The 20,021-nt window shown below is 66.9% G+C and carries 19 protein-coding genes; 11 read left to right on the top strand and 8 right to left on the bottom strand.

Going from position 1 to position 20,021, the window contains the following annotated elements; genetic code table 11:
• Window positions 1-17 precede the first annotated feature (17 nt).
• The 3 genes from J5M67_RS02330 to J5M67_RS02320 all read left to right on the top strand — a co-directional run bounded on the left by J5M67_RS02330 (window position 18) and on the right by J5M67_RS02320 (window position 2,080).
• Window positions 18-878 (top strand): LysR family transcriptional regulator, encoded by an 861-nt coding sequence (locus J5M67_RS02330; protein WP_207882919.1) that lies wholly within the window; start codon window positions 18-20, stop codon window positions 876-878.
• A gap of 116 nt (window positions 879-994) precedes the next feature.
• Window positions 995-1,498: a GNAT family N-acetyltransferase gene (locus J5M67_RS02325; protein WP_207882917.1), complete on the top strand. Its 504-nt coding sequence runs from the start codon at window positions 995-997 to the stop codon at window positions 1,496-1,498.
• Window positions 1,499-1,642: 144 nt separating this feature from the next.
• On the top strand, window positions 1,643-2,080 hold the full coding sequence (locus tag J5M67_RS02320; protein ID WP_207882915.1) for a nuclear transport factor 2 family protein: 438 nt from the start codon (window positions 1,643-1,645) through the stop codon (window positions 2,078-2,080).
• 9 nt (window positions 2,081-2,089) lie between these two features.
• Here J5M67_RS02320 and J5M67_RS02315 read toward each other — a convergent pair whose 3' ends face one another.
• On the bottom strand, window positions 2,090-3,004 hold the full coding sequence (locus tag J5M67_RS02315) for a LysR family transcriptional regulator (RefSeq protein ID WP_207882913.1): 915 nt from the start codon (window positions 3,002-3,004) through the stop codon (window positions 2,090-2,092).
• Window positions 3,005-3,136: 132 nt separating this feature from the next.
• On the opposite strand from J5M67_RS02315, the gene J5M67_RS02310 reads away from it, so the two are divergent.
• From J5M67_RS02310 to J5M67_RS02300, 3 genes are all read left to right on the top strand, one after another.
• On the top strand, window positions 3,137-3,871 hold the full coding sequence (locus tag J5M67_RS02310) for an SDR family NAD(P)-dependent oxidoreductase (protein WP_207882911.1): 735 nt from the start codon (window positions 3,137-3,139) through the stop codon (window positions 3,869-3,871).
• 21 nt (window positions 3,872-3,892) lie between these two features.
• Complete coding sequence (locus J5M67_RS02305) at window positions 3,893-4,108, top strand: 4-oxalocrotonate tautomerase family protein (protein ID WP_207882909.1); 216 nt, start codon at window positions 3,893-3,895, stop codon at window positions 4,106-4,108.
• Window positions 4,109-4,214: 106 nt separating this feature from the next.
• Window positions 4,215-5,408, top strand: a complete 1,194-nt coding sequence (locus J5M67_RS02300; protein ID WP_207882908.1) for an MFS transporter — start codon at window positions 4,215-4,217, stop codon at window positions 5,406-5,408.
• Here the strand turns inward: J5M67_RS02300 and J5M67_RS02295 are convergent.
• Window positions 5,363-5,839 carry a helix-turn-helix domain-containing protein gene (locus J5M67_RS02295; RefSeq protein ID WP_207882906.1) on the bottom strand — a complete coding sequence of 159 codons (477 nt, stop codon included), beginning with the start codon at window positions 5,837-5,839 and terminating at the stop codon, window positions 5,363-5,365. The two genes, J5M67_RS02300 and J5M67_RS02295, sit on opposite strands and share 46 nt — an antisense overlap.
• Before the next feature lie 74 nt (window positions 5,840-5,913).
• Here J5M67_RS02295 and J5M67_RS02290 point away from each other — a divergent pair, with 74 nt between their 5' ends.
• Window positions 5,914-6,417, top strand: coding sequence for a DUF2938 domain-containing protein (locus J5M67_RS02290; protein WP_207882904.1), 504 nt, complete (start codon window positions 5,914-5,916; stop codon window positions 6,415-6,417).
• A 39-nt stretch (window positions 6,418-6,456) separates the two neighbouring features.
• Here J5M67_RS02290 and J5M67_RS02285 read toward each other — a convergent pair whose 3' ends face one another.
• From J5M67_RS02285 to J5M67_RS02275, 3 genes are all read right to left on the bottom strand, one after another.
• On the bottom strand, window positions 6,457-7,893 hold the full coding sequence (locus J5M67_RS02285) for a SulP family inorganic anion transporter (RefSeq protein WP_207882902.1): 1,437 nt from the start codon (window positions 7,891-7,893) through the stop codon (window positions 6,457-6,459).
• Window positions 7,894-7,974: 81 nt separating this feature from the next.
• Window positions 7,975-8,973: an ATP-grasp domain-containing protein gene (locus tag J5M67_RS02280; protein ID WP_207882900.1), complete on the bottom strand. Its 999-nt coding sequence runs from the start codon at window positions 8,971-8,973 to the stop codon at window positions 7,975-7,977.
• Between the two features lie 209 nt (window positions 8,974-9,182).
• A complete protein-coding gene (locus J5M67_RS02275) occupies window positions 9,183-9,743 on the bottom strand; it encodes a TetR/AcrR family transcriptional regulator (RefSeq protein ID WP_207882898.1) in 561 nt (186 codons plus the stop codon).
• Between the two features lie 171 nt (window positions 9,744-9,914).
• Here J5M67_RS02275 and J5M67_RS02270 point away from each other — a divergent pair, with 171 nt between their 5' ends.
• Genes J5M67_RS02270 through J5M67_RS02260 form a run of 3 tightly spaced genes read left to right on the top strand, consistent with a single transcriptional unit; the run spans window position 9,915 to window position 15,658 of the window.
• Window positions 9,915-11,063, top strand: coding sequence for a MexC family multidrug efflux RND transporter periplasmic adaptor subunit (locus J5M67_RS02270; protein ID WP_207882896.1), 1,149 nt, complete (start codon window positions 9,915-9,917; stop codon window positions 11,061-11,063).
• Window positions 11,064-11,090: 27 nt separating this feature from the next.
• The gene (locus tag J5M67_RS02265) at window positions 11,091-14,222 is read left to right on the top strand and encodes an efflux RND transporter permease subunit (protein ID WP_207882894.1); all 3,132 of its coding nucleotides are present in this window, start codon (window positions 11,091-11,093) and stop codon (window positions 14,220-14,222) included.
• A gap of 5 nt (window positions 14,223-14,227) precedes the next feature.
• Window positions 14,228-15,658, top strand: a complete 1,431-nt coding sequence (locus J5M67_RS02260) for an efflux transporter outer membrane subunit (protein WP_207882892.1) — start codon at window positions 14,228-14,230, stop codon at window positions 15,656-15,658.
• Window positions 15,659-15,996: 338 nt separating this feature from the next.
• Here J5M67_RS02260 and J5M67_RS02255 read toward each other — a convergent pair whose 3' ends face one another.
• The 3 genes from J5M67_RS02255 to J5M67_RS02245 form a co-directional block, all read right to left on the bottom strand.
• Window positions 15,997-16,305: an NIPSNAP family protein gene (locus J5M67_RS02255; protein WP_207882890.1), complete on the bottom strand. Its 309-nt coding sequence runs from the start codon at window positions 16,303-16,305 to the stop codon at window positions 15,997-15,999.
• A gap of 168 nt (window positions 16,306-16,473) precedes the next feature.
• Window positions 16,474-16,818: a cupin domain-containing protein gene (locus J5M67_RS02250; RefSeq protein ID WP_207882888.1), complete on the bottom strand. Its 345-nt coding sequence runs from the start codon at window positions 16,816-16,818 to the stop codon at window positions 16,474-16,476.
• Between the two features lie 709 nt (window positions 16,819-17,527).
• Complete coding sequence (locus J5M67_RS02245; protein ID WP_207882886.1) at window positions 17,528-18,565, bottom strand: RNA methyltransferase; 1,038 nt, start codon at window positions 18,563-18,565, stop codon at window positions 17,528-17,530.
• Between the two features lie 125 nt (window positions 18,566-18,690).
• Here J5M67_RS02245 and ampC point away from each other — a divergent pair, with 125 nt between their 5' ends.
• Window positions 18,691-19,839: a class C beta-lactamase gene (gene ampC, locus J5M67_RS02240; protein ID WP_207882884.1), complete on the top strand. Its 1,149-nt coding sequence runs from the start codon at window positions 18,691-18,693 to the stop codon at window positions 19,837-19,839.
• Window positions 19,840-20,021: the final 182 nt, after the last annotated feature.

The following is a 20,021-nucleotide window of genomic DNA, read 5'->3' as shown; positions in this document are numbered from 1 at the left end:
CGCGCAGAAGCCCCTGAATGGACATCGACCTCACCCGCACCTTCCTGGAAATCGTCCGCCACGGCAGCTTCGTCGCCGCCGCCGAACGCATGCACATCACCCAGACCGCCGTCACCGCGCGGGTGCAGAAACTGGAGGCGCACCTCAACTGCACGCTGTTCGTGCGCAACCGCGCCGGCGCGCGTCTGACCCCGGACGGCGAGGCCTTCGTCACCTACGCCAACCAGATCCTGCAGACCTGGGAGTCCGCCCAACGCGACCTGCCGTTGCCCGAGGGCATCCACAACGTGCTGCACATCGGCGGCGAGGTGAGCCTGTGCAACCCGCTGATGCTGCGCTGGGTCAGCCGCATCCGCCAGGTGATCGGCGACCACGCGGTGCGCGCCGAGATCGGCGACGGCCAGAGCCTGCTGCGCCAGCTGGAACTGGGCGTGCTCGACGCGGCGCTGGTCTACCACCCGACCTACTGGCCGGGGATGCAGGTGGAACAGCTGCTGGAGGAAAAGCTGATCCTGGTGCGCGCGCAGAACCCGGAGCCCTACGTCTACATCGACTGGGGCGAAGGCTTCCGCCAACTGCACGACAGTGCCCTGCCGGAGCTGTCCAAGGCGCCGGTATCCTTCAACCTCGGCCCGCTGGCCCTGCAGTACATCCTGGAGAACGGCGGCTCGGGCTACTTCCGCACGCGGGTGGTGCAGAGCTACCTGGACCGCAAGGTGCTGCGTCGCGTGCCCAAGGCGCCTGAGTTCAGCTACCCGACCTACCTCGTGTACTCCCGCGACCGCGACTCCCAGGCGCTGCAACAGGCCTTCACCCTGCTGCGCGAGTTGGTGGCGCAGGACCCGGACTGGTCGCAGCGCTGGGACCCGATGATCTGACGGACACCCCCGCAGCGCCGCTGGCAATGCCGGCGGTTTGCGCGACACTTACCTGATATCTCTTACCTGATAGCCCTTCCCCGCCGTGCGCCCCGCGCACCGCCGCGAGCATCGACATGACCGAGCATCCCATCGAACTGGTACCCACCGGCCCGGAACACATCGAGCTGATCCGCAACCTCTACCAGTTCTACGCCTACGAGTCCTCGGACTGGGAACAGGAGGACGTGGAAGTGGACGGCCGCTTCTACATCCACGAGGAGCACCTGGCGCGCTACTGGAGCGAGCCGGAGTGGAGCGCCAACCTGATCCTGGTCGACGGTTTCATCGCCGGCTTCGTGCTGATCGAGGGCAGCGAATTGCCGGGTATCGACGCGCTGGAGCTGGCGGACGTGTTCGTGCTGAAGAAGTACCGCCGCCAGGGCGTCGGCCGCACCGTCGTCACCCGCGTGCTGCTGGAGAACCCTGGCCCCTGGCTGGTGCGCTACTACACGGGCGACGCCCTGGCGGCGGCGTTCTGGAAGGCGGTGCTGGGTGCCCTGCCGCGGCCGGTCAAGCACGTCGATCCGGGCGACGATCCGCAACTGGCGAGCTTCTTCATCAATCCCTGGACCCACTGAGAACCTGCTTGCGATCTGCTGCGCGTCGGCCGCCGGGCAACTGCGCAGCAGGATCAGTCTTCTGTCATTTCCGATCATTGAGCAGGTCCGGCGCGCGGCCGTATCGTCCTGATCAAACGACAAGAGCGATCAGGAGGTAATCCCATGTCCGCCCTCAACCTGAACACCCACGCCGCCGCTTCGCTGGAGCGCTGGCACCAGATGGTTGCCCGCAAGGACTTCTCCAACCTGCCGGAACTGCTGGCACCGAACATCGTGTTCCGCTCGCCCATGGCCCACACGCCCTACCCCGGCGCGCCGGTGGCCGCGACCATCCTCGGCACCGTGCTGCAGGTGTTCGGCAATTTCGTCTATCACCGCCAGCTGGCCACCGCCGACGGCCTGAGCGTGGTCCTGGAATTCAGCGCCCAGGTCAACGGCCGCGACCTCAAGGGCATCGACATGATCCGCTTCGACGAGACCGGCAAGATCGTCGAGTTCGAGGTGATGATCCGCCCCATGAGCGGCCTGCAGGCCCTCGGCGAGGAGATGGGCCGGCGCCTGGGCGGCTATCTGGCCACGCAGAAGGCACCGGCGCACTGATAGCCGCCGCTAGCGCCCCTGCCGCTGCTCCAGCATGAACTCGATGAACGCCCGCACCCGCGACGGCACGTGCCGGGCGTGAGGGTAGATCAGCAGGAAGGGGCGCGTGGTGCCGCCGTAGTCGCGCAGCACCTCCACCAGCTCGCCGGCCGCCAGCTCCGCCTGTACGGTGAAGCGATAGGCCTGCATCAACCCGCCGCCATGCTTCACCAGCGTCGCGGTGGCCAGGTGGTCTTCCAATACGGTGCAATTACCGGAGGTTTCCACTTCCACGGCCCGGCCATTGATCCGGAATGACCAGGGCACCGGGCGTCCGGTGCTGGGCAGGTCGTACTGGATGCAGTCGTGGCGGGCGAGGTCGTCCGGTGTCTGCGGCGTGCCGGCGCGGCGCAGGTATTCCGGCGTGCCCACGATCACCAGTTCGGCATCTTCCAGGCGCCGCGCCACCAGGCTCGAATCCGCCGGCTCGCGGCCGCGTACCGCGAGGTCATACCCCTCGTCGGCAAAATCGATGTTGCGGTTGCTGACGTGGATGTCCAGCGTCACCTGCGGGTAGCGCCGGCGGAACTCCGGCAACAGCGGCAGCAGGCGGTAATGCGCGTAGGGTGTCGGCACGCTGATGCGCAACCGGCCGGACGGCACGCTCTGGCCGCCGGTGACCTCGCGCTCGGCATCCACCAGTTGACCCAGGGCCTGGCGGCACTGCTCGAAGTAGTTGCGCCCGCCCTCGGTCAGGCGCATCTGCCGCGTGGTGCGGACGAACAGGCGCACGCCCAGGCGCTCCTCCAGGCGCGCCACCGAGCGGCTCACCGCCGCGGGGGTGATGCCGGCCTCGTTGGCGGCGGCGGTGAAGCTGCCGGTTTCCGCGGCGAGGCAGAACAGCTCGATGCTGCCCAGTTGCAGGTCGTCGAAATGGCGGGTCATGGCGCAACCGATTCATTACATGAGGTATCAATTCAAATGCCATGAACCCCATTTTTCAAGTAGCGCTTGCAACCTAGATTGACCTCCACGACGCGGGCACACCGCCCCGCCTCACCTTCAGGAGATTCGATCATGAGCAAGACCGTCATCGTCACCGGCGCCTCCAGCGGCCTGGGCTTCGCCATCGCCGAGGCCTACCTGGCGCGCGGCTACAACGTGGTGGGCAACGCCCGCAGCCTGGCCCGCCTGCAGGAGGCCGCACAGAAGCTGGGCAACCCGGCCAACTTCCTGCTGGTGGAAGGCGACATCGCCCAACCGGAAACCGCCCGGCGCCTGTTCGCCCAGGCCACCGAGGCCTTCGGCACGGTGGACATCCTGGTCAACAACGCCGGCATCTTCATCGCCAAGCCGGTGACCGAGTACAGCGAGGCGGAGGTCGAGCGCATCGTCGACACCAACCTCAAGGGCTTCTTCTACCCATCCCAGGCCGCCGCGAAGCATATGGCCGCCAATGGCTCCGGGCACATCGTCACCATCACCGCCGCCATCGCCATGCAGCCCAACGCCAAGGTGCCGGCGCTGCTGCCGGTCCTGATCAAGGGCGGCCTGAACAGCGCAGTGCGCGGCCTGGCCCTGGAGCTGGCGGGGTCGCACGTGCAGGTCAACGCCGTGGCGCCGGGGATCATCCAGACCCCGATGCACGCCACCGATGAGCAGACCCGCGCCTTCCTCGGCGGCCTTGCGCCCACCGGCAGGATCGGTACGCCGCAGGACGTCGTCGACGCCGTGCTCTACCTGACCGACTCGACCTTCGTCACCGGTGCCATCCTCAACGTCGACGGTGGTTCCACCACCGGCACCTGGTAACAAACCCAAGGAGAATCCGAGATGCCCTACGTGAACATCCAGGTCACCGATGAAGGGGTGACCGCCGAGGAACGCCGCCAGTTGATTGAAGGCGTGACCGAACTGCTGGAACGCGTGCTGAGAAAGCCGCCGGCGAGCACCTTCGTGGTGATTCAGGAGATCCCCACCGACAGCTGGGGCGTGGGTGGCGAGACGGTCAAGGCCCTGCGCGCCAGGGAAAAGAAGACCGCCGGCTGAGGCTGCGTGCACGCCGGGGGGCCGCCAGGGCCCTCGGCGATTGCGCCGCACCATCGTGGTGCTGCTAGGATCGGGGCACACCGTTTCGCCACTGCCGAGGCAAGGAATGCTCGCCGCGCTCAAGCGTTATCCGCTCCAGGTCAACCTGCTGCTCTGCGCCACCTTCCTGCTGACCCTGGCGCGCGGCATCACCCTGCCCTACCTGGTCATCTACCTGTCGATCCGTTTCGACCTGCCCGTCGACCGCATCGGCCTGGTCATGGGCGGTTCGCTGTTCGGCGGTGCGCTGCTGAGCCTCTACGGCGGCTACCTGATCGACCGCCAGCCGGGCTTCCGGCTGATCCTCGGCTTCGGCCTGTGCTTCGTCGCCGCCTTCCTCGGCATGCTGCTGACCCGGCAGTTGTGGCTGTTCTTCGTGTTCCTGCTCGGCTTCAACTTCGCCTATTCGGTCACCGACGTGGTGGTGAAGACCCTGTTCGGCCGCCTGCTCGCGGCGGGGGAGCAGGGCCGCGCCTTCTCCATCCGCTACACCCTGATCAACCTCGCCTACGCCATCGGTCCCTTCATCGGTGCGGCGCTGGCCCATGTCAGCCAGATGCTGCCGTTCACGGTCTCCGCCGCCCTCGGCGTCGTTTTCCTGCTGGCCTTCCTGCGTTACGGCGACCGCGACATGCGCCCGGCCGGGGGCAGCGCGCCGCCCTCCTTCGTCGCGGTGATGGGCGTACTGTCCAGGGACCATCGACTGATGTACTTCACCGTCGGCGGCGTGCTCACCGCCGTGGTGTTCGGCCAGTTCTCCGCCTACCTGTCGCAGTATCTGGTAAGCACCAGCAGCACGGAGTACGCCTACCAGGTGATCCAGACGCTGCTGGGGGTCAACGCGGTCTCGGTGCTCGCCCTGCAGTACCTGCTGGGCAAGCGCATCGACAACGACCACCTGCAGCGCTGGCTGATCGTCGGGCTGGGGCTGTTCGTGCTGGGTATCGTCGGCTTCGGCCTGTCGCAGAACGTGGTGCACTGGGGGCTGGCGATGGTGGTGTTCACCCTCGGCGAGATCATCGTGATCCCCGCCGAGTACATGTTCATCGACCGCATCGCCCCGCCGCACCTGCGCGGCGTGTACTACGGCACGCAGAACCTGTCGAACCTCGGCGGCGCCGCCGGCCCGGTGCTGGTCGGCTTCGTCCTGAGCCTGTGGGCGCCACACTGGGTGTTCGTGATGCTCGCCGGCTGCATCGTCATCGGCGCTTTCTTCTACGTCGCCGGCGCCTCGCTGTCGCCGCCACGGCCACGGGACTGACGGACCACCCTGCGCGGCTTTTCCGATCGCCCACGGGACGTGGCGCGGATGGCGACGTTCATCAGCCGCTGGAATTTCGGGCAGGCCAGGTGATCCGGCGCCTGGCACTCGGCGGCGTGGCGCAGGCTGTCGCGGATCGCGCTGAGCCGGCGGATGTTGCGGTCCAGCTCATCGGCCTTCTCCCGCAGCAGATCGCGATCGATCACCGGCCGCGCGCCGCCGACGAAGATGGCGCCGATCTCCTCCAGGGAGAACCCCGCCTCGCGGCCCAGCGCGATCAGTGAGAGGCGCGACAGCACCTCGTCGCTGAACACCCGGCGCATGCCGTTGCGGCCGATGGAGCGGATCAGCCCCTTCTCCTCGTAGTAACGCAGGGTCGAAACCGGCAGGCCGGACCAGCGCGCCACCTGGCCGATATCCATTTCCTTCATGCTTGACCTCAAGTCGACTTGAGCTGGAATGCTGTGTTGATCGGAGTTTCACCATACTCGTTCAGGAGCCCCGCATGAACCCGATCATCACCTTCCTGCTTCACAGCCTGCTCATCGGCATCGTCGCCACCCTGCTGATGGATGGCTGGGCGCTGCTGCTCAAGCGCGTGTTTGGCGTCCCTTCGCTGGACTACGCCCTGGTCGGCCGCTGGATCGGCCATATGCGCCATGGCCGCTTCCGCCACCAAGCCATCGGCAAGGCCGCGCCCGTTGTCGGCGAACGGGCGCTGGGCTGGATCGCCCACTACCTGATCGGCATCGGCTTCGCTGCCGCGCTGCTGGTGCTGAGCGGCCCCGACTGGCTGTCCCGGCCCGGTCCGCTGCCGGCCCTGCTGTTCGGCCTGGTCACGGTCGCCCTGCCCTACCTGGTGATGCAGCCCGCGCTGGGCCTGGGCATCGCCGCCTCCCGGACGCCGGCGCCGGGCAAGGCGCGGGTCAAGAGCCTGGCCACGCACCTGGTGTTCGGTTTCGGCCTCTATATTGGGGCGCTGGTGTCCGTCGCTGTCAGCGCCGGGTAGCTGGTTGAAACGGCGTACAACCGCGAACGGTTGTACGCCCTACTCCCCGGCGCGCTTGAGCAACTGCTTGCAGCGCTCCGACAGATGCACCACACGCAGGTGCTTGCCCGCCCGGGCATAACGCTCGCGCAGCGTCTTCAGCGCGGCGATGGCCGAGTAGTCGACGAAGCTCAGGTGCGCGCAGTCCAGGGTGACCTGCTGCGGGTCGCCCGCCGGGTCGAACCGGTTGAGGAAGGGCGTGGTGGAGGCGAAGAACAGCGTGCCATGCACGCGGTAGAGCCGGCTGCCATCGGCCTCGTCATGCACGTCGGCGTACAGCTCGCGGGCGTGCTTCCAGGCGAAGTCCAGGGCGGCGATTACGATGCCGCAGAACACGGCGATGGCAAGGTCGGTGGCCACGGTAATCGCGGTCACCGCAATGATCACCAGCACGTCGCTCAGCGGCACCTTGTTCAGCACCCGCAGCGAGGCCCAGGCGAAGGTCTGCTGCGACACCACGAACATCACGCCCACCAGCGCCGCCAGCGGGATGCGCTCGATCAGCGGCGAGAGGAACAGCACGAAGAGCAGGATCATCACCCCGGCCACCACGCCCGACAGCCGGCCACGGCCGCCGGAGCTCAGGTTGATTACCGTCTGCCCGATCATGGCGCAACCGCCCATGCCGCCGAACAGCCCGGAGACGATGTTGGCGCCACCGAGCGCCACGCACTCGCGGTCGGGGAAGCCCCGGCTCTCGGTGATCTCGTCGGTGAGGTTGAGGGTCAGCAGGGTTTCCAGGATGCCGACCATCGCCATGAGGAAGGCATAGGGCACGATGATCCGCAGGGTGTCCAGGTTCCAGGGGATGTCCGGCAGGGCGAACTGCGGCAGGCCGCCGGCGATGTGCGCCATGTCGCCCAGGGTGCGGGTGGGCAGGCCGAACAGGTAGACCAGCAGGCCCACGCCGAGGATCGCCACCAGCGCCGGCGGCACCGCGCGGGTCAGGCGCGGCAGCAGATAGACCACCGCCATGGTCAGCGCCACGAGGCCGAGCATCAGGTACAGCGGGTTGCCGCTGAGCCAGTGTTCGCCGTCCTTGAAATGCTCCAGCTGCGCCAGCGCGATGACGATCGCCAGCCCGTTGACGAAGCCCAGCATCACCGGGTGCGGCACCATCCGCACCAGCTTGCCCAGGCGCAACAGGCCGAAGGCAATCATCACCAGGCCGCCGAGCAGCACCGTGGCCAGCAGGTATTGCACGCCGTGCTGCACCACCAGGGCGACTATCACCACCGCCATCGAACCGGCCGCGCCGGAGACCATGCCGGGCCGCCCGCCGAACAGCGCGGTCAGGGTGCAGAGGATGAAAGCGCCATACAGCCCCATCAGCGGGTTGAGGTGGGCGACCAGGGCAAAGGCGATGCACTCGGGGACCAGGGCGAAGGACGTGGTCAGTCCTGCCAGGATGTCGGCACGCAGGCGGGCGGGTTTCATGGTTCGGCTCGGGACGGGTGTTGCGCAAAAGGCCGGCAATGGTACGGAAATGCGTCGCGCCCGGCCACTCGTCCGGCCCACTCAGCTCTCCGGGACCCAGGGCTCAACTTCCACGATACGGCGGACATAGATGCGCGGCTCGGGCATGACCGGCTCATCGAGTGCCTCCCCGGAGAAGCACCGCCAATGGTTGGCCACCATGTCGTAGCCCGAGAGCTGGCTGAAGGCCACACCGGCCGAAAACCGGGGATTGAGGTCCATCAGCAGCGGCACGTCATCGTGCATGAGGAATTCGACATTGACGCAGCCATTCATGTCGAGGGCCCGAGCGACGTCGAGCGCCGCATCGATCAGCTGCGGGTCGTTGAGCATCCTGACGGTCATGCCGGCGCCGTTGGAGGTACGCATCAGCTCCTGCCTGGCCATGGCCGCCGAACATCCGCTGTCGCGCTGGCGCACCACGTCCACCACGCACACCTCGCCTTCGAGCAGCGGCTGCACGATATAGCCGCGCCCATCGAGCTTGCGGCGGAAGTACACCAGGTCATGCACATCGTAGATCCGCTCCAGCCCCTCGCTGCTGCGCCCGCCGCGCGGCTTGGCGATCAGCGGGAAGGCCAGCCCCGTGGAGGGCAGCTCCTCCAGCAGCCAGGTGGCGATGGTGTGAATGTTCGGGTCGCTGCGGAACACCTCGAAGACGCGCCATTTGTCGCGGCTGATGCGCACCCCTTCGACCGGCGACATGCACAGCGTGATGCCTCGCCGGGAGAACGCCTGGTGGTGCAGCGCGAAGGCATCGATCTCGGCGTCGGTCAGCGGCAGCACGTGGGTGACCCCTTCGGATTCGCAGAGGGCCAGGACGCTGTCGACATAGGCCCGCGAGTCCCGTGCGACGGGCACCTGATGCACGCCGTCGAGCAAGGCCGAAGTCGCCGTCCATTCTTCGGGGACGGTGCTACTGCCGAGTATTCGCATGTGAGAACAATGGCGCAACGAAGTGATAACAGCTTCTGCGGAGAAGGAACCGATGGCGGTGACCAGAAGCGTTGGGGAGGAAACACAGGCTGATCGCGTATTCATTTCGCATTCCCGCCGCTGGCGCGTCGGGAATGCAATGGAGCGGGGAAACCCGTAACCATTTCCACGGCCTCACGTTGACTCTACTGCCTTACTGCCGAATCACCCTCCTGGCCCTTGGTCCTTAGGTTCAGCGTAGCCGGTAAATACATCAGCGCCCGACCATTGGGGAAAGCCGGGAAACCCATCGCCCCTGCCCTGGACGCAACGCCCTATCCGGCCTGGACCAGCGCCCCCTGCAGGAATAGCCGCTCCAGCACGCTGGCCGAGCTGGAGCTTGCCGCCCGGCCGTAGCGCTCGGCGTCGACCATGCCGTAGAGCATCGAGAGGAAGAGTTCGGTGAACACCGCGGCGGTGATGTCGATGCGGAACACGCCGTTCTGCTGGCCGCGCAGGAAGAAGGCGTCCACGGCGTCGATGTAGTAGCTCCAGCGCTCGGTGGCGGTCTCCACATCGAGGCTCTCGGTGCGGAACTGGAAGATCAGGAAGGCCAGCATGTCGCGGTGCTTGAGGTGCTCGGCGATCAGCCGGCGCAGCGCGTCCAGCGACGGGTCCTGCTGCAGCTCGGCCGCCTCGAGGATCGTGCGGATCACCGAATGGCCATAGGTCTCCAGCATCTGCACCAGGTTGTCGCGGGTGCCGCAGAAGCGGTGCAACGTGGCCTTGCTCACCCCCGCCGACTCCGCCAGCTCCTTCAGCGTCGCCCGCGGGCGATCGACGATGGCCACGGCCAGAGCGTTGAGAAGACGTTCATCGTGGGCAGTGAGTGTCATTCGTAGCCTCGGAACTGGATATCGGATTGTCTCATTGTGCAGAAAGAGACCCTCCTTTTGAAAGGAGATGACACATTTTATACAGATACGAAGCAAATGAGACAATATTGACTCATTTTAAATTTAAAAGGATCATACGCACCTTTCCAGTTAGACAGACCCGGGTGAATCATGGGCAGCGTGCGTGCAATAGGGACGATCAGTGTTTTGGTAGCGGCGATGGCGCTCGCCGGTTGCGGGCCTTCGGGCGAGCCGGAAGCAGCCGCCGAGGTTGCCCGTCCGGTGGATGTGGTGGCGGTGGTCACCGAGCCGCTGGTGTTGACCTCGGAACTGCCGGGGCGCATCGAGCCCATGCGCGTGGCCGAAGTCCGCGCCCGGGTGGCCGGCATCGTGCTGCAGAAGCGCTTCGCCGAAGGCGCCGACGTGAAGGCCGGCGACCTGCTGTTCCAGATCGACCCGGCGCCGCTCAAGGCCGCCGTATCCCGTGCCGAGGGCGAGCTGGCGCGGGCGCAAGCCTCGCTCTATGAGGCGCAGGCCCGGGTCAAACGCTACGAACCGCTGGTGAAGATCGAGGCGGTCAGCCAGCAGGACTTCGACAGCGCCACTGCCGACATGCGCAGTTCGCAGGCCGCGGTGCGTTCGGCCCAGGCGGACCTGGAAAGCGCGCGGCTGAACCTGGGCTATGCCTCGGTCAAGGCGCCGATTTCCGGGCGCATCGGTCGCGCGCTGGTCACCGAGGGCGCGCTGGTCGGCCAGGGCGAGGCGACGCTGATGGCGCGCATCCAGCAACTCGACCCGATCTACGCCGACTTCACCCAGCCGGTGGCCGATGCCCTGCGCCTGCGCGAGGCGCTCAAGGGCGGCAACCTGTCCGCCGGCCAGAGCCAGGCGCTGAGCATCCGCGTCGACGGCACCAACTACGAGCGCCAGGGCGAACTGCTGTTCACCGACATCTCGGTGGACCGTGGCACCGGCCAGGTCTCGCTGCGCGGCAGCTTCGCCAACCCCGACGGCGTGCTGCTGCCGGGTATGTACGTGCGGGTCACCGCGCCCCAGGGCAGCGATGCCAAGGCCATCCTGGTGCCGCAGCGTGCGGTGCAGCGCGCCAGCGACGGCAGCGCCCATGTGCTGGTGATCGGCGCCGACAGCCGCGTCGAGACCCGGCCGGTCGTGACCGGCGCCATGCAGGGCTCGCGCTGGCAGATCAGCCAGGGCCTGGCCAGCGGCGACCGGGTAATAGTCGGCGGCCTCACCGGCCTGCAGCCGGGCAGCAAGGTCGAACCGCGCCAGACGCAGGAGCAGCAGGCAGCACGCCAGTAAGGCCGGGCTCGCCGCGAGGAATATTCCATGTCCAAGTTCTTCATCATGCGCCCCAACTTCGCGTGGGTGGTGGCGCTGTTCATTTCCCTGGCCGGCCTGCTGGTCATCCCGCTGCTGCCGGTGGCGCAGTACCCCAACGTGGCGCCGCCGCAGATCACCGTCACCGCCACCTACCCCGGCGCTTCCGCGCAGGTGCTGGTGGACTCGGTCACCAGCGTGATCGAGGAAGAGCTCAACGGCGCCAAGGGCCTGCTCTACTTCGAGTCCACCAGCAACTCCAACGGCACCGCCGAGGTGGTGGTCACCTTCCAGCCCGGCACCAATCCGGAGCTGGCCCAGGTGGACGTGCAGAACCGCCTGAAGAAGGCCGAGGCGCGCATGCCCCAGGCCGTGCTCACCCAGGGCCTGGAGGTCGAGCAGACCAGCGCCGGCTTCCTGCTGATCTATGCGCTCAACTACAAGGAAGGCTCCGCGCGCACGGACACCACCGCCCTGGGCGACTACGCCGCGCGCAACATCAACAACGAGCTGCGCCGCGTACAAGGCGTCGGCAAGCTGCAGTTCTTCTCTTCAGAAGCGGCCATGCGCGTCTGGATCGACCCGCAGAAGCTGGTCGGCTATGGCCTCTCCATCGATGACGTGAGCAACGCCATTCGCGGGCAGAACGTGCAGGTGCCGGCCGGCGCCTTCGGCAGCTCGCCGGGCAGCACAGCGCAGGAAGTGACCGCCACCCTGGCGGTGAAAGGCACCCTGGACGATCCGGCGGAATTCGGCCGCATCGTGCTGCGCGCCAATCCCGACGGGTCCACCGTGAAGCTGGCCGATGTCGCGCGCATGGAAGTGGGCAGCGAAAGCTACAACTTCTCCTCGCGCCTGAACGGCAAACCGGCGGTGGCCGGCGCCATCCAGCTGTCACCCGGCGCCAACGCGCTGCAGACCGCCGAACTGGTCAAGGAACGCCTGGCCGAACTGTCGGCGAACTTCCCCGACGACGTCGAGTACTCGGTGCCCTACGACACCTCGCGCTTCGTCGACGTGGCCATCGAGAAGGTGATCCATACCCTGATCGAAGCCATGGTGCTGGTGTTCCTGGTGATGTTCCTGTTCCTGCAGAACGTCCGCTACACCCTGATCCCGGCCATCGTGGTGCCGGTGTGCCTGCTGGGCACGCTGACGATGATGTACCTGCTGGGCTTCTCGGTGAACATGATGACCATGTTCGGCATGGTGCTGGCCATCGGCATCCTGGTGGACGACGCCATCGTGGTGGTCGAGAACGTCGAGCGGATCATGGCCGAGGAAGGGCTCTCCCCCGCCGCCGCCACGGTCAAGGCGATGGGCCAGGTGTCCGGCGCCATCGTCGGCATCACCCTGGTACTCTCGGCGGTGTTCCTGCCGCTGGCGTTCATGGCCGGTTCCGTGGGCGTGATCTACCAGCAGTTCTCGCTGTCGCTGGCGGTGTCGATCCTGTTCTCCGGCTTCCTCGCCCTGACCTTCACCCCGGCACTCTGCGCCACCCTGCTCAAGCCGGTCCCGGCGGGCCACCATGAGAAACGCGGCTTCTTTGGCGCCTTCAACCGTGCCTTCGCCCGCCTGACCGAGCGCTACACCCTGCTCAATAGCGCGCTGGTCAAGCGTGCCGGGCGCTACATGCTGGTCTACGCCGGCATCATCGCCGTGCTCGGCTACAGCTACGTGCGCCTACCGGAATCCTTCGTGCCGGTGGAAGACCAGGGCTACATGATCGTCGACATCCAGCTGCCGCCGGGCGCCACCCGCGCGCGCACCGACCTCACCGGCCAGGAGCTGGAGCGCTACCTGATGTCCCGCAAGGCGGTCGATTCGGTGTTCCTGGTGATGGGCTTCAGCTTCTCCGGCATGGGCGAGAACGCCGCGCTGTCCTTCCCGACCCTGAAGGACTGGTCCGTGCGCAGCGCCGAGCAGTCCGCCGACGCCGAAGCCGCGCTGACCAACGAGCGCTTCGCCGGCCTGAGCGATGGCGCGATCATGGCGGTCACCCCGCCGCCGATCGACGGCCTGGGCAACTCCGGCGGCTTCTCGCTGCGCCTGCAGGACCGCGCCGGCCTTGGCCGCGAGGCGCTGCTGGCGGCCCGCGACCAACTGCTCGGGCAGGCCAACGGCAACCCGAAGATCCTCTACGCGATGATGGAAGGTCTTGCCGAAGCGCCGCAGCTGCGCCTGGAAATCGACCGCGACAAGGCGCGCACCCTCGGCGTCAGCTTCGAGTCGATCAGCAGCGCGCTGTCCACCGCCTTCGGCTCGTCGGTGATCAACGACTTCGCCAACGCCGGCCGCCAGCAACGCGTGGTGGTGCAGGCCGAACAGGGCGAACGGATGACCCCGGAAGCCGTGCTCAAGCTCTACGTGCCCAACGCCAGCGGCGAGCTGGTGCCGCTGTCCGCCTTCGTCAGCACCCGCTGGGAAGAAGGCCCGGTACAACTGGTGCGCTACAACGGCTACCCGTCGATCCGCATCGCCGGTGACGCGGCACCGGGCGTGAGCACCGGTGAAGCCATGGCCGAGATGCAGCGTCTGGTGGCCGACCTGCCGGCCGGCATCGGCTACGAGTGGACCGGCCTGTCCTACCAGGAGAAGGTCGCCAGCGGCCAGGCGAGCCAGCTGTTCGCCCTCGCCATCCTGGTGGTGTTCCTGCTGCTGGTGGCGCTCTACGAGAGCTGGGCGATCCCGCTGTCGGTGATGCTGATCGTGCCCATCGGCGCCCTCGGCGCGGTGCTCGCGGTGATGGTCGTGGGCCTGCCCAACGACGTGTACTTCAAGGTCGGCCTGATCACCATCATCGGCCTGGCGGCGAAGAACGCGATCCTCATCGTCGAGTTCGCCAAGGAGCTCTGGGAGAAGGGCTACAGCCTGCGCGAAGCCGCCATCGAGGCCGCCCGCCTGCGCTTCCGCCCGATCATCATGACCTCCATGGCATTCATCCTCGGCGTGGTGCCGCTGACCATCGCCAGCGGCGCCGGCGCCGCCAGCCAGCGCGCCATCGGCACCGGGGTGATCGGCGGGATGCTCAGCGCCACGCTGCTGGGGGTGATCTTCGTGCCCATCTGCTTCGTCTGGCTGCTGTCGCTGCTGCGCCGCAAACCCAAGCCCGCCCACACAACCCTCGAGGCCACGGAGTGACCGCCATGCGCAAACCCGCCTTTACCGCGTCGGCCCTGCTGCTGGCGCTGGCCCCGGCCCTGTTCCTGGGCGGCTGTTCCATGGCCCCCACCTATGAACGCCCCGAAGCGCCGGTGGCCGCGAACTGGAGCGGCCCCGCCGCGCAGGCTGGCCAGGCCGCGAGCAACCTGGACTGGCAGACCTTCATCGTCGACGGCGAACTGCGCGACCTGGTGAATATCGCCCTGGACAACAACCGCTCGCTGCGCCAGACCCTGCTGGACATCGAGCAGGCCCGTGCGCAGTACCGCATCCAGCGTTCCGAGCAGGTGCCGGGGCTGAGCGGTACGGCCAACGGCAATCGCCAGCGGCTGCCGGGCGACCTGTCCAGCGACGGGCGCTCCGGCGTGAGCAGCAACTACCAGGTCGGCCTGGCGCTGCCCGAGTACGAATTGGACCTGTTCGGCCGGGTGAAAAGCCTGACCGACGCCGCCCTGGAGCAGTACCTGGCCACCGAGGAAGCCGGCCGCAGTGCGCGCATCGCGCTGGTCGCCGAGGTCAGCCAGGCCTACCTGAGCTACGACGGCGCCCAGCGGCGCCTGCTGCTGACCGAGCAGACCCTGGCCAGCCGCGAGGACTCCCTCGACCTGATCGGCAAACGCCGCACCGCCGGCGCCGCCACCGCGCTGGACTACCAGGAAGCGCTGGGGCTGGTGGAACAGTCCCGCGCCGAACTGGAAAGCAATGCCCGGCAGAAGCAGCAGGCGCTCAACGCCCTGGTGCTGCTGCTCGGCACGCCGGACGCGGCCAAACGCATTCCGCAGGTACCGCAGCCCAAGGCCATGCTGATCCAGGACATCGCGCCCGGCACGCCGTCGGAGCTGATCGAGCGGCGCCCGGACATCCGCGCCGCCGAGCACCAGCTCAAGGCGCGCAACGCCGACATCGGCGCGGCACGGGCGGCGTTCTTCCCGCGCATCAGCCTGACCGGCAGCTTCGGCACATCGAGCGCGGAAATGTCCGGGCTGTTCGACGGCGGCTCGCGTTCCTGGAGTTTCGTACCGAACCTGACGCTGCCGATCTTCGATGCCGGGCGCAACAGCGCCAACCTGGACCTGGCCAAGGTGCGCAAGGACTCCGCCGTGGCCGCCTACGAAGGCACCATCCAGACCGCTTTCCGCGAAGTGGCCGACGCGCTGGCCGCCACCGATACCCTGCGCCGCGAGGAGGCCGCCCGCCGTGCCCTGGTGAACACCACCCAGGAGACGCTGAAGCTGGCCAAGGCGCGCTACGAGGGCGGCGTCGACAGCCACCTGCGCTACCTGGACGCGCAGCGCAACAACTTCATCAACGAAGCGGCCTACATCGAGACCAGCACCCAGCGGCAGCTCGCCCTGGTCGACCTGTTCCGCGCACTGGGTGGTGGCTGGAGCGGGGATGTGGTGGCGCGGCGTTGATGGCGCGCTCTCGCTGATCCTCTGCCGACGGGTAGCGATCGCGGACGGAGTCCGCTCCTACCGAACTTGATACCTGGGTAGGAGCGGATCTTATCCGCGCCCCGCCGGCAAGGCCGGTGCTGGCCGGTGCTGGCCGGTTCGCGTAATACACCGGCGTGCACCTGCAACCGTGGACTCCGCCGCGATGGATTTCGCGGACAAGGTCCGCTCCTACGGTGTCACGTCGGTACCGCTCGTAGGGCGCATAACCCGGAACTCTTGCTCTCGTAGGAGCGGATCTTATCCGCGATCCGCCGGCAAGGCCGGCGCCGGACGAACAGGTTCGCCGCCGCGGCTGATCAGCCGCCGAACACCGGCCGGAAGAAGCTCCGCTCATAGCTGATGATGCAGCGGGTTTCTTCCGCATAACGGAAGGCAGCCTGGCAGTCCGGGTCTTCCATCGATAGCTGTCGGTAGCGTTCGTAATCGGCCAGGCTCGGGAAGGTGAACATCGCCAGCGCAATGTCGTTCGCACCTTCGGATGGCAGGAAATAGCCGTGGTGCTGGCCGCCGAAGCGCTCCACCAGCGGGATCCACAGCCGGCCGTAGTGCTCGAATTCCTTGAGCTTGTACGGGTCCAGTACGTAACGCAGGTAACAGGTGACCATCTTGCCAACTCTCTTCCGGTGAAAGGGACGGCCACTGTACCCATTACTCTTGGGAACGCATAACCGGCCGGCGCTGCATCTCGGCGGCCGGTTGGTCGGTGGGCGGCGAGTCGATCCCCGTTGCATGAAAAAAGGAGCCCTTGGGCTCCTTTTCTCGTTCCGCGCGGTTCAGGCGAAGACGAAGTACTTGCGCACGGTCTCCACCACTTCCCAGGTGCCCTTCATGCCCGGCTCGATGACGAACACATCGCCGGCGCGCAGGTGGATCGGCTGCTCGCCCTCGGGGGTGATGATGCAGTAGCCGTCGAGGAAGTGGCAGTACTCCCACTTCTCGTAGTTCACCTCGAACTTGCCGGGGGTGCAGATCCAGGTGCCCATGATCTTGCTGCCGTCTTTGGAGAGGTAGGCATTGAGGTTGACGGTGTGCGGGTCACCGCCGATGCGCTTCCACTTGGTGGCGTCCAGCACCGGGGTCGGACAGGTTTCGCGCAGTACGGTAATGAAGTCGGACATCTCAGCTCCGGGTCGATCCAGTGAGGGGCCCGTCACCATAGGTCGGTGTGCAGTGCGGGAGTTGCCTGGGGCCGACCTGCGGTTGTCCGTCGACGGCTTATCGGGATATCGCGGGCATGGCCCGCTCCTACAGGTTGAACTCGGTGCGTCCGTCCCTTGTAGGAGCGGACTCCGTCCGCGATCAGCCATGGTTCGCGAGCAAGGACTGGGCGTCCCCCTCGGTCCTACAGGTTCTGGCGTCATGCCGAGGTGTTTTTCCAGTAGGCACGCATTCCGTCGCGATGGATTTCGCGGACAAGGTCCGCTCCTACGGGAGCAGGACGCTCTGCCTTTGCTCTTGAAGACTTCCAGCGAAACATCCGCGCGCGCCGGAGCGCCCCTTCAGGAGGCCGAGTGGAATCGGAGTTTCAGGGGTTGAGCGACATGGATGTCGCGAGAGCGTCGTCGGGCCAGGGATGGCCCGTCGACGCGGGCCCCTGAAACTTCGATGGAGCGAGGGAAGTCCCGCGAAGCGGGACCCGGATGCAGGGGCAAGCCTTCTTGGTTACTTCTTCGGCGTTTGGAAGAAGTAACTCGCCCGAGGGGGCGAAACAAAATCTCTCAGCACATGCCGATGCGGCGCGGAAATACCTGACCCCGATACGGCGGATAACGCCTCAGGCGTTATTCGCCCTACGAAAAGCAGGAGCATCGCGGAGGGAGTCCGCTCCTACGACAGCGAGCGCCGCCGCGACGTGGCGATCAAACCGGTGGCGCGGGCGCGCAGTTGCCCGCAGCCGCCGTCGACATCCTGCCCGGCGCTGTTGCGCACCTTGGTCAGCACGCCCCGGCTGTGCAGGTAGCGGACGATCTCATGGATGCGCTCGCCATCCGGGCGCCGGTACTGGTCGCCTTCGAGGCTGTTGAAGGGGATCAGGTTGAGGACGCCGAACTTGCCCTTGAGCAGGCGCAGGATGCCGTCGAGTTCGTCCTGCCCGTCGTTGATGCCGTCGAGCAACGTCCACTGGTACTGGATGGGATAGCCGACCTGGCGGGCGTAGGTCTCGCCCAGTTCCACCAGTTCGTCCGGGCTGAGTTTCGGTGCGCGCGGCAGCAGTCGTTCGCGCAGCTCGGCCTTGCTGCTGTGCAGCGAGAGCGCCAGCGCCGGTTTGATCCGCTGCTGCGGCAAGCGCTCGAACACACGCGGGTCGCCCACGGTGGAGAACACCAGGTTCTTGTGGCCGATGCCGCCATCGGTGCCGAGACGGTCGATGGCTTCGAGCACGTTGTCGAGGTTGTGCGCGGGCTCGCCCATGCCCATGAACACCACGCGATTCACCGCTCGGATACGGCGGGCCAGCACCACCTGGGCGAGGATTTCCATGGCGCTCACCTGGCGCAGCAGGCCGCTCTTGCCGGTCATGCAGAACAGGCAGCCCACCGCGCAACCGACCTGGGTGGAGACGCACACGCCGCCGCGCGGCAGCAGCACGCTTTCCACCATCTGCCCGTCGCGCAACTGCACCAGCAGGCGCTCGGAGCCGTCCGCGCCGGGATGGCGGGAATGCAGGCGCGCCAGTTGCTCAAGTTCGGCGGCAATGTCCGCCACACCGTTGCGCACGGTTAGCGGCAGGAAGTCTTCGCTGGCCTGCCGCTTCGTGCCGCTGTCCAGCGCCCTGCCCTGCAGCCAGGCACGCAGCATCCGGGCGCGGTGCAGGGGCAGCGCTCCCAGGTCGGCAAGGCGTTGGTCGAGGTCGGCGTAGTGCATGGGGCCCGCATGCTACCACCGGCGGGGTTGGCGGCGTAGCGCAGGTTGTCGCCGGGCTCGCCACTGGAGGGATGGGTAAGCCGGTGCTAGGGTCAGCCCTTGTCCCTCGCAACAGGATGTTCGCCATGCGCCTGACCGGCCTGCTCGCACTCGGCTGCTCGCTCACCCTCACCAGCATTCCCCCGGCCAATGCCGCCATGTCGCCGGACTTCGACGCCAGGGTGCAGAAGGTCGCCGAGGCAGTGATGCGCGAAAACGGCATCACCGGGCTGGCGATCGGCGTCACCGATAACGGCGAGCAGCGCTTCTACAACTACGGCCTGGCCTCGCGGGAGAATCACCAGCCGGTCACCAGCGACACGCTGTTCGAGGTCGGCTCGATCAGCAAGACCTTCACCGTCACCCTTGCCGCCTTCGCCCAGGCCGCCGGCAAGCTGTCGCTGAAGAACAGCCCCACGCAGTACATCCCGGAGCTGCGCGGCAGCGCGCTGGACAAGGTCAGCCTGATCAACCTCGCCACCCATACCGCCGGCGGCTTCCCGTTGCAGATTCCCGACGAGGTGCAAACGCCCGCGCAGCTCACCGAGTACTACAACGATTGGCAGCCGCAGTACCTCGCCGGCACCCAGCGCACCTACGCCAACCCCAGCATCGCCCTGGTCGGCTTCGCCACCGCGCGCGCGCTCGACCTGCCATTCACGACGGCGATGCAGCGCAACGTGTTCGCCCCGCTGGGCCTCTCCAATACCCATATCGAGGTGCCGGTGACCCGCCAGGGCTACTACGCCCAGGGCTACGACAAGGACGACGCGCCGGTGCGGATCAACCCCGACGTGCTGGCCGACGTGGCCTACGGCGTGCGCACCAGCAGCCGCGACCTGCTGCGCTTCGTGGAGATCCAGCTGGGCCGGGTCAAGCTGGGGGAGAAAATGCAGGCCGCGCTCGATGCCACCCGCACCGGCTACTACAAGGTCGGCCCGATGACCCAGGACCTGATCTGGGAGCAGTACGCCTACCCGCCCAAGCTGGCGGAGCTGCAGCAGTACAACGGCAGCCAGATGATCCAGGGCAACCAGACGGTCACCGCCATCACCCCGCCGCTGCCGCCGCAGCAGAAGGTATGGGTGAACAAGACCGGCGCCACCGCAGGCTTCGGCGCCTACGTGGCGTTCGTGCCGACCAAGCAGCGTGGCATCGTGCTGCTGGCCAACCGCAACTATCCCAACGAGGCGCGGGTGAAGCTGGCCTGGGACATTCTTTCGCGGCTGGAGTGAACCGTACGGCATTCGCCCTCCGTCCGTTTTTTCGTAGGACCGGGGGGCTGCAGCGTCGCGGTTCGCAACGCAACCGGACGCCCATGGGAAAGGGAAAAAAAGCGACCGGACCCGTTGTGAGCACTATCCGGGACAACTCCGGCCGCGAGTCATCATCATCCCGCTTCTGCCTTAAGGCTTCC

Origin of the sequence: Pseudomonas sp. 30_B, assembly GCF_017491605.1 — a bacterium.
Taxonomy (GTDB): Bacteria; Pseudomonadota; Gammaproteobacteria; order Pseudomonadales; family Pseudomonadaceae; genus Pseudomonas.
Note: the sequence above shows the minus strand (reverse complement) of the source record. Positions and strands in the feature narration are given on the sequence as shown.

What these genes read in the sequence shown, in the direction of transcription:
- J5M67_RS02330 (WP_207882919.1), top strand. Translation starts at nt 18, where the DNA reads ATGGACATCGACCTCACCCGCACCTTCCTGGAAATCGTCCGCCACGGC.
- J5M67_RS02325 (WP_207882917.1), top strand. Translation starts at nt 995, where the DNA reads ATGACCGAGCATCCCATCGAACTGGTACCCACCGGCCCGGAACACATC.
- J5M67_RS02320 (WP_207882915.1), top strand. Translation starts at nt 1,643, where the DNA reads ATGTCCGCCCTCAACCTGAACACCCACGCCGCCGCTTCGCTGGAGCGC.
- J5M67_RS02315 (WP_207882913.1), bottom strand. Translation starts at nt 3,004, where the DNA reads ATGACCCGCCATTTCGACGACCTGCAACTGGGCAGCATCGAGCTGTTC.
- J5M67_RS02310 (WP_207882911.1), top strand. Translation starts at nt 3,137, where the DNA reads ATGAGCAAGACCGTCATCGTCACCGGCGCCTCCAGCGGCCTGGGCTTC.
- J5M67_RS02305 (WP_207882909.1), top strand. Translation starts at nt 3,893, where the DNA reads ATGCCCTACGTGAACATCCAGGTCACCGATGAAGGGGTGACCGCCGAG.
- J5M67_RS02300 (WP_207882908.1), top strand. Translation starts at nt 4,215, where the DNA reads ATGCTCGCCGCGCTCAAGCGTTATCCGCTCCAGGTCAACCTGCTGCTC.
- J5M67_RS02295 (WP_207882906.1), bottom strand. Translation starts at nt 5,839, where the DNA reads ATGAAGGAAATGGATATCGGCCAGGTGGCGCGCTGGTCCGGCCTGCCG.
- J5M67_RS02290 (WP_207882904.1), top strand. Translation starts at nt 5,914, where the DNA reads ATGAACCCGATCATCACCTTCCTGCTTCACAGCCTGCTCATCGGCATC.
- J5M67_RS02285 (WP_207882902.1), bottom strand. Translation starts at nt 7,893, where the DNA reads ATGAAACCCGCCCGCCTGCGTGCCGACATCCTGGCAGGACTGACCACG.
- J5M67_RS02280 (WP_207882900.1), bottom strand. Translation starts at nt 8,973, where the DNA reads ATGAATACGCGATCAGCCTGTGTTTCCTCCCCAACGCTTCTGGTCACC.
- J5M67_RS02275 (WP_207882898.1), bottom strand. Translation starts at nt 9,743, where the DNA reads ATGACACTCACTGCCCACGATGAACGTCTTCTCAACGCTCTGGCCGTG.
- J5M67_RS02270 (WP_207882896.1), top strand. Translation starts at nt 9,915, where the DNA reads ATGGGCAGCGTGCGTGCAATAGGGACGATCAGTGTTTTGGTAGCGGCG.
- J5M67_RS02265 (WP_207882894.1), top strand. Translation starts at nt 11,091, where the DNA reads ATGTCCAAGTTCTTCATCATGCGCCCCAACTTCGCGTGGGTGGTGGCG.
- J5M67_RS02260 (WP_207882892.1), top strand. Translation starts at nt 14,228, where the DNA reads ATGCGCAAACCCGCCTTTACCGCGTCGGCCCTGCTGCTGGCGCTGGCC.
- J5M67_RS02255 (WP_207882890.1), bottom strand. Translation starts at nt 16,305, where the DNA reads ATGGTCACCTGTTACCTGCGTTACGTACTGGACCCGTACAAGCTCAAG.
- J5M67_RS02250 (WP_207882888.1), bottom strand. Translation starts at nt 16,818, where the DNA reads ATGTCCGACTTCATTACCGTACTGCGCGAAACCTGTCCGACCCCGGTG.
- J5M67_RS02245 (WP_207882886.1), bottom strand. Translation starts at nt 18,565, where the DNA reads ATGCACTACGCCGACCTCGACCAACGCCTTGCCGACCTGGGAGCGCTG.
- ampC (WP_207882884.1), top strand. Translation starts at nt 18,691, where the DNA reads ATGCGCCTGACCGGCCTGCTCGCACTCGGCTGCTCGCTCACCCTCACC.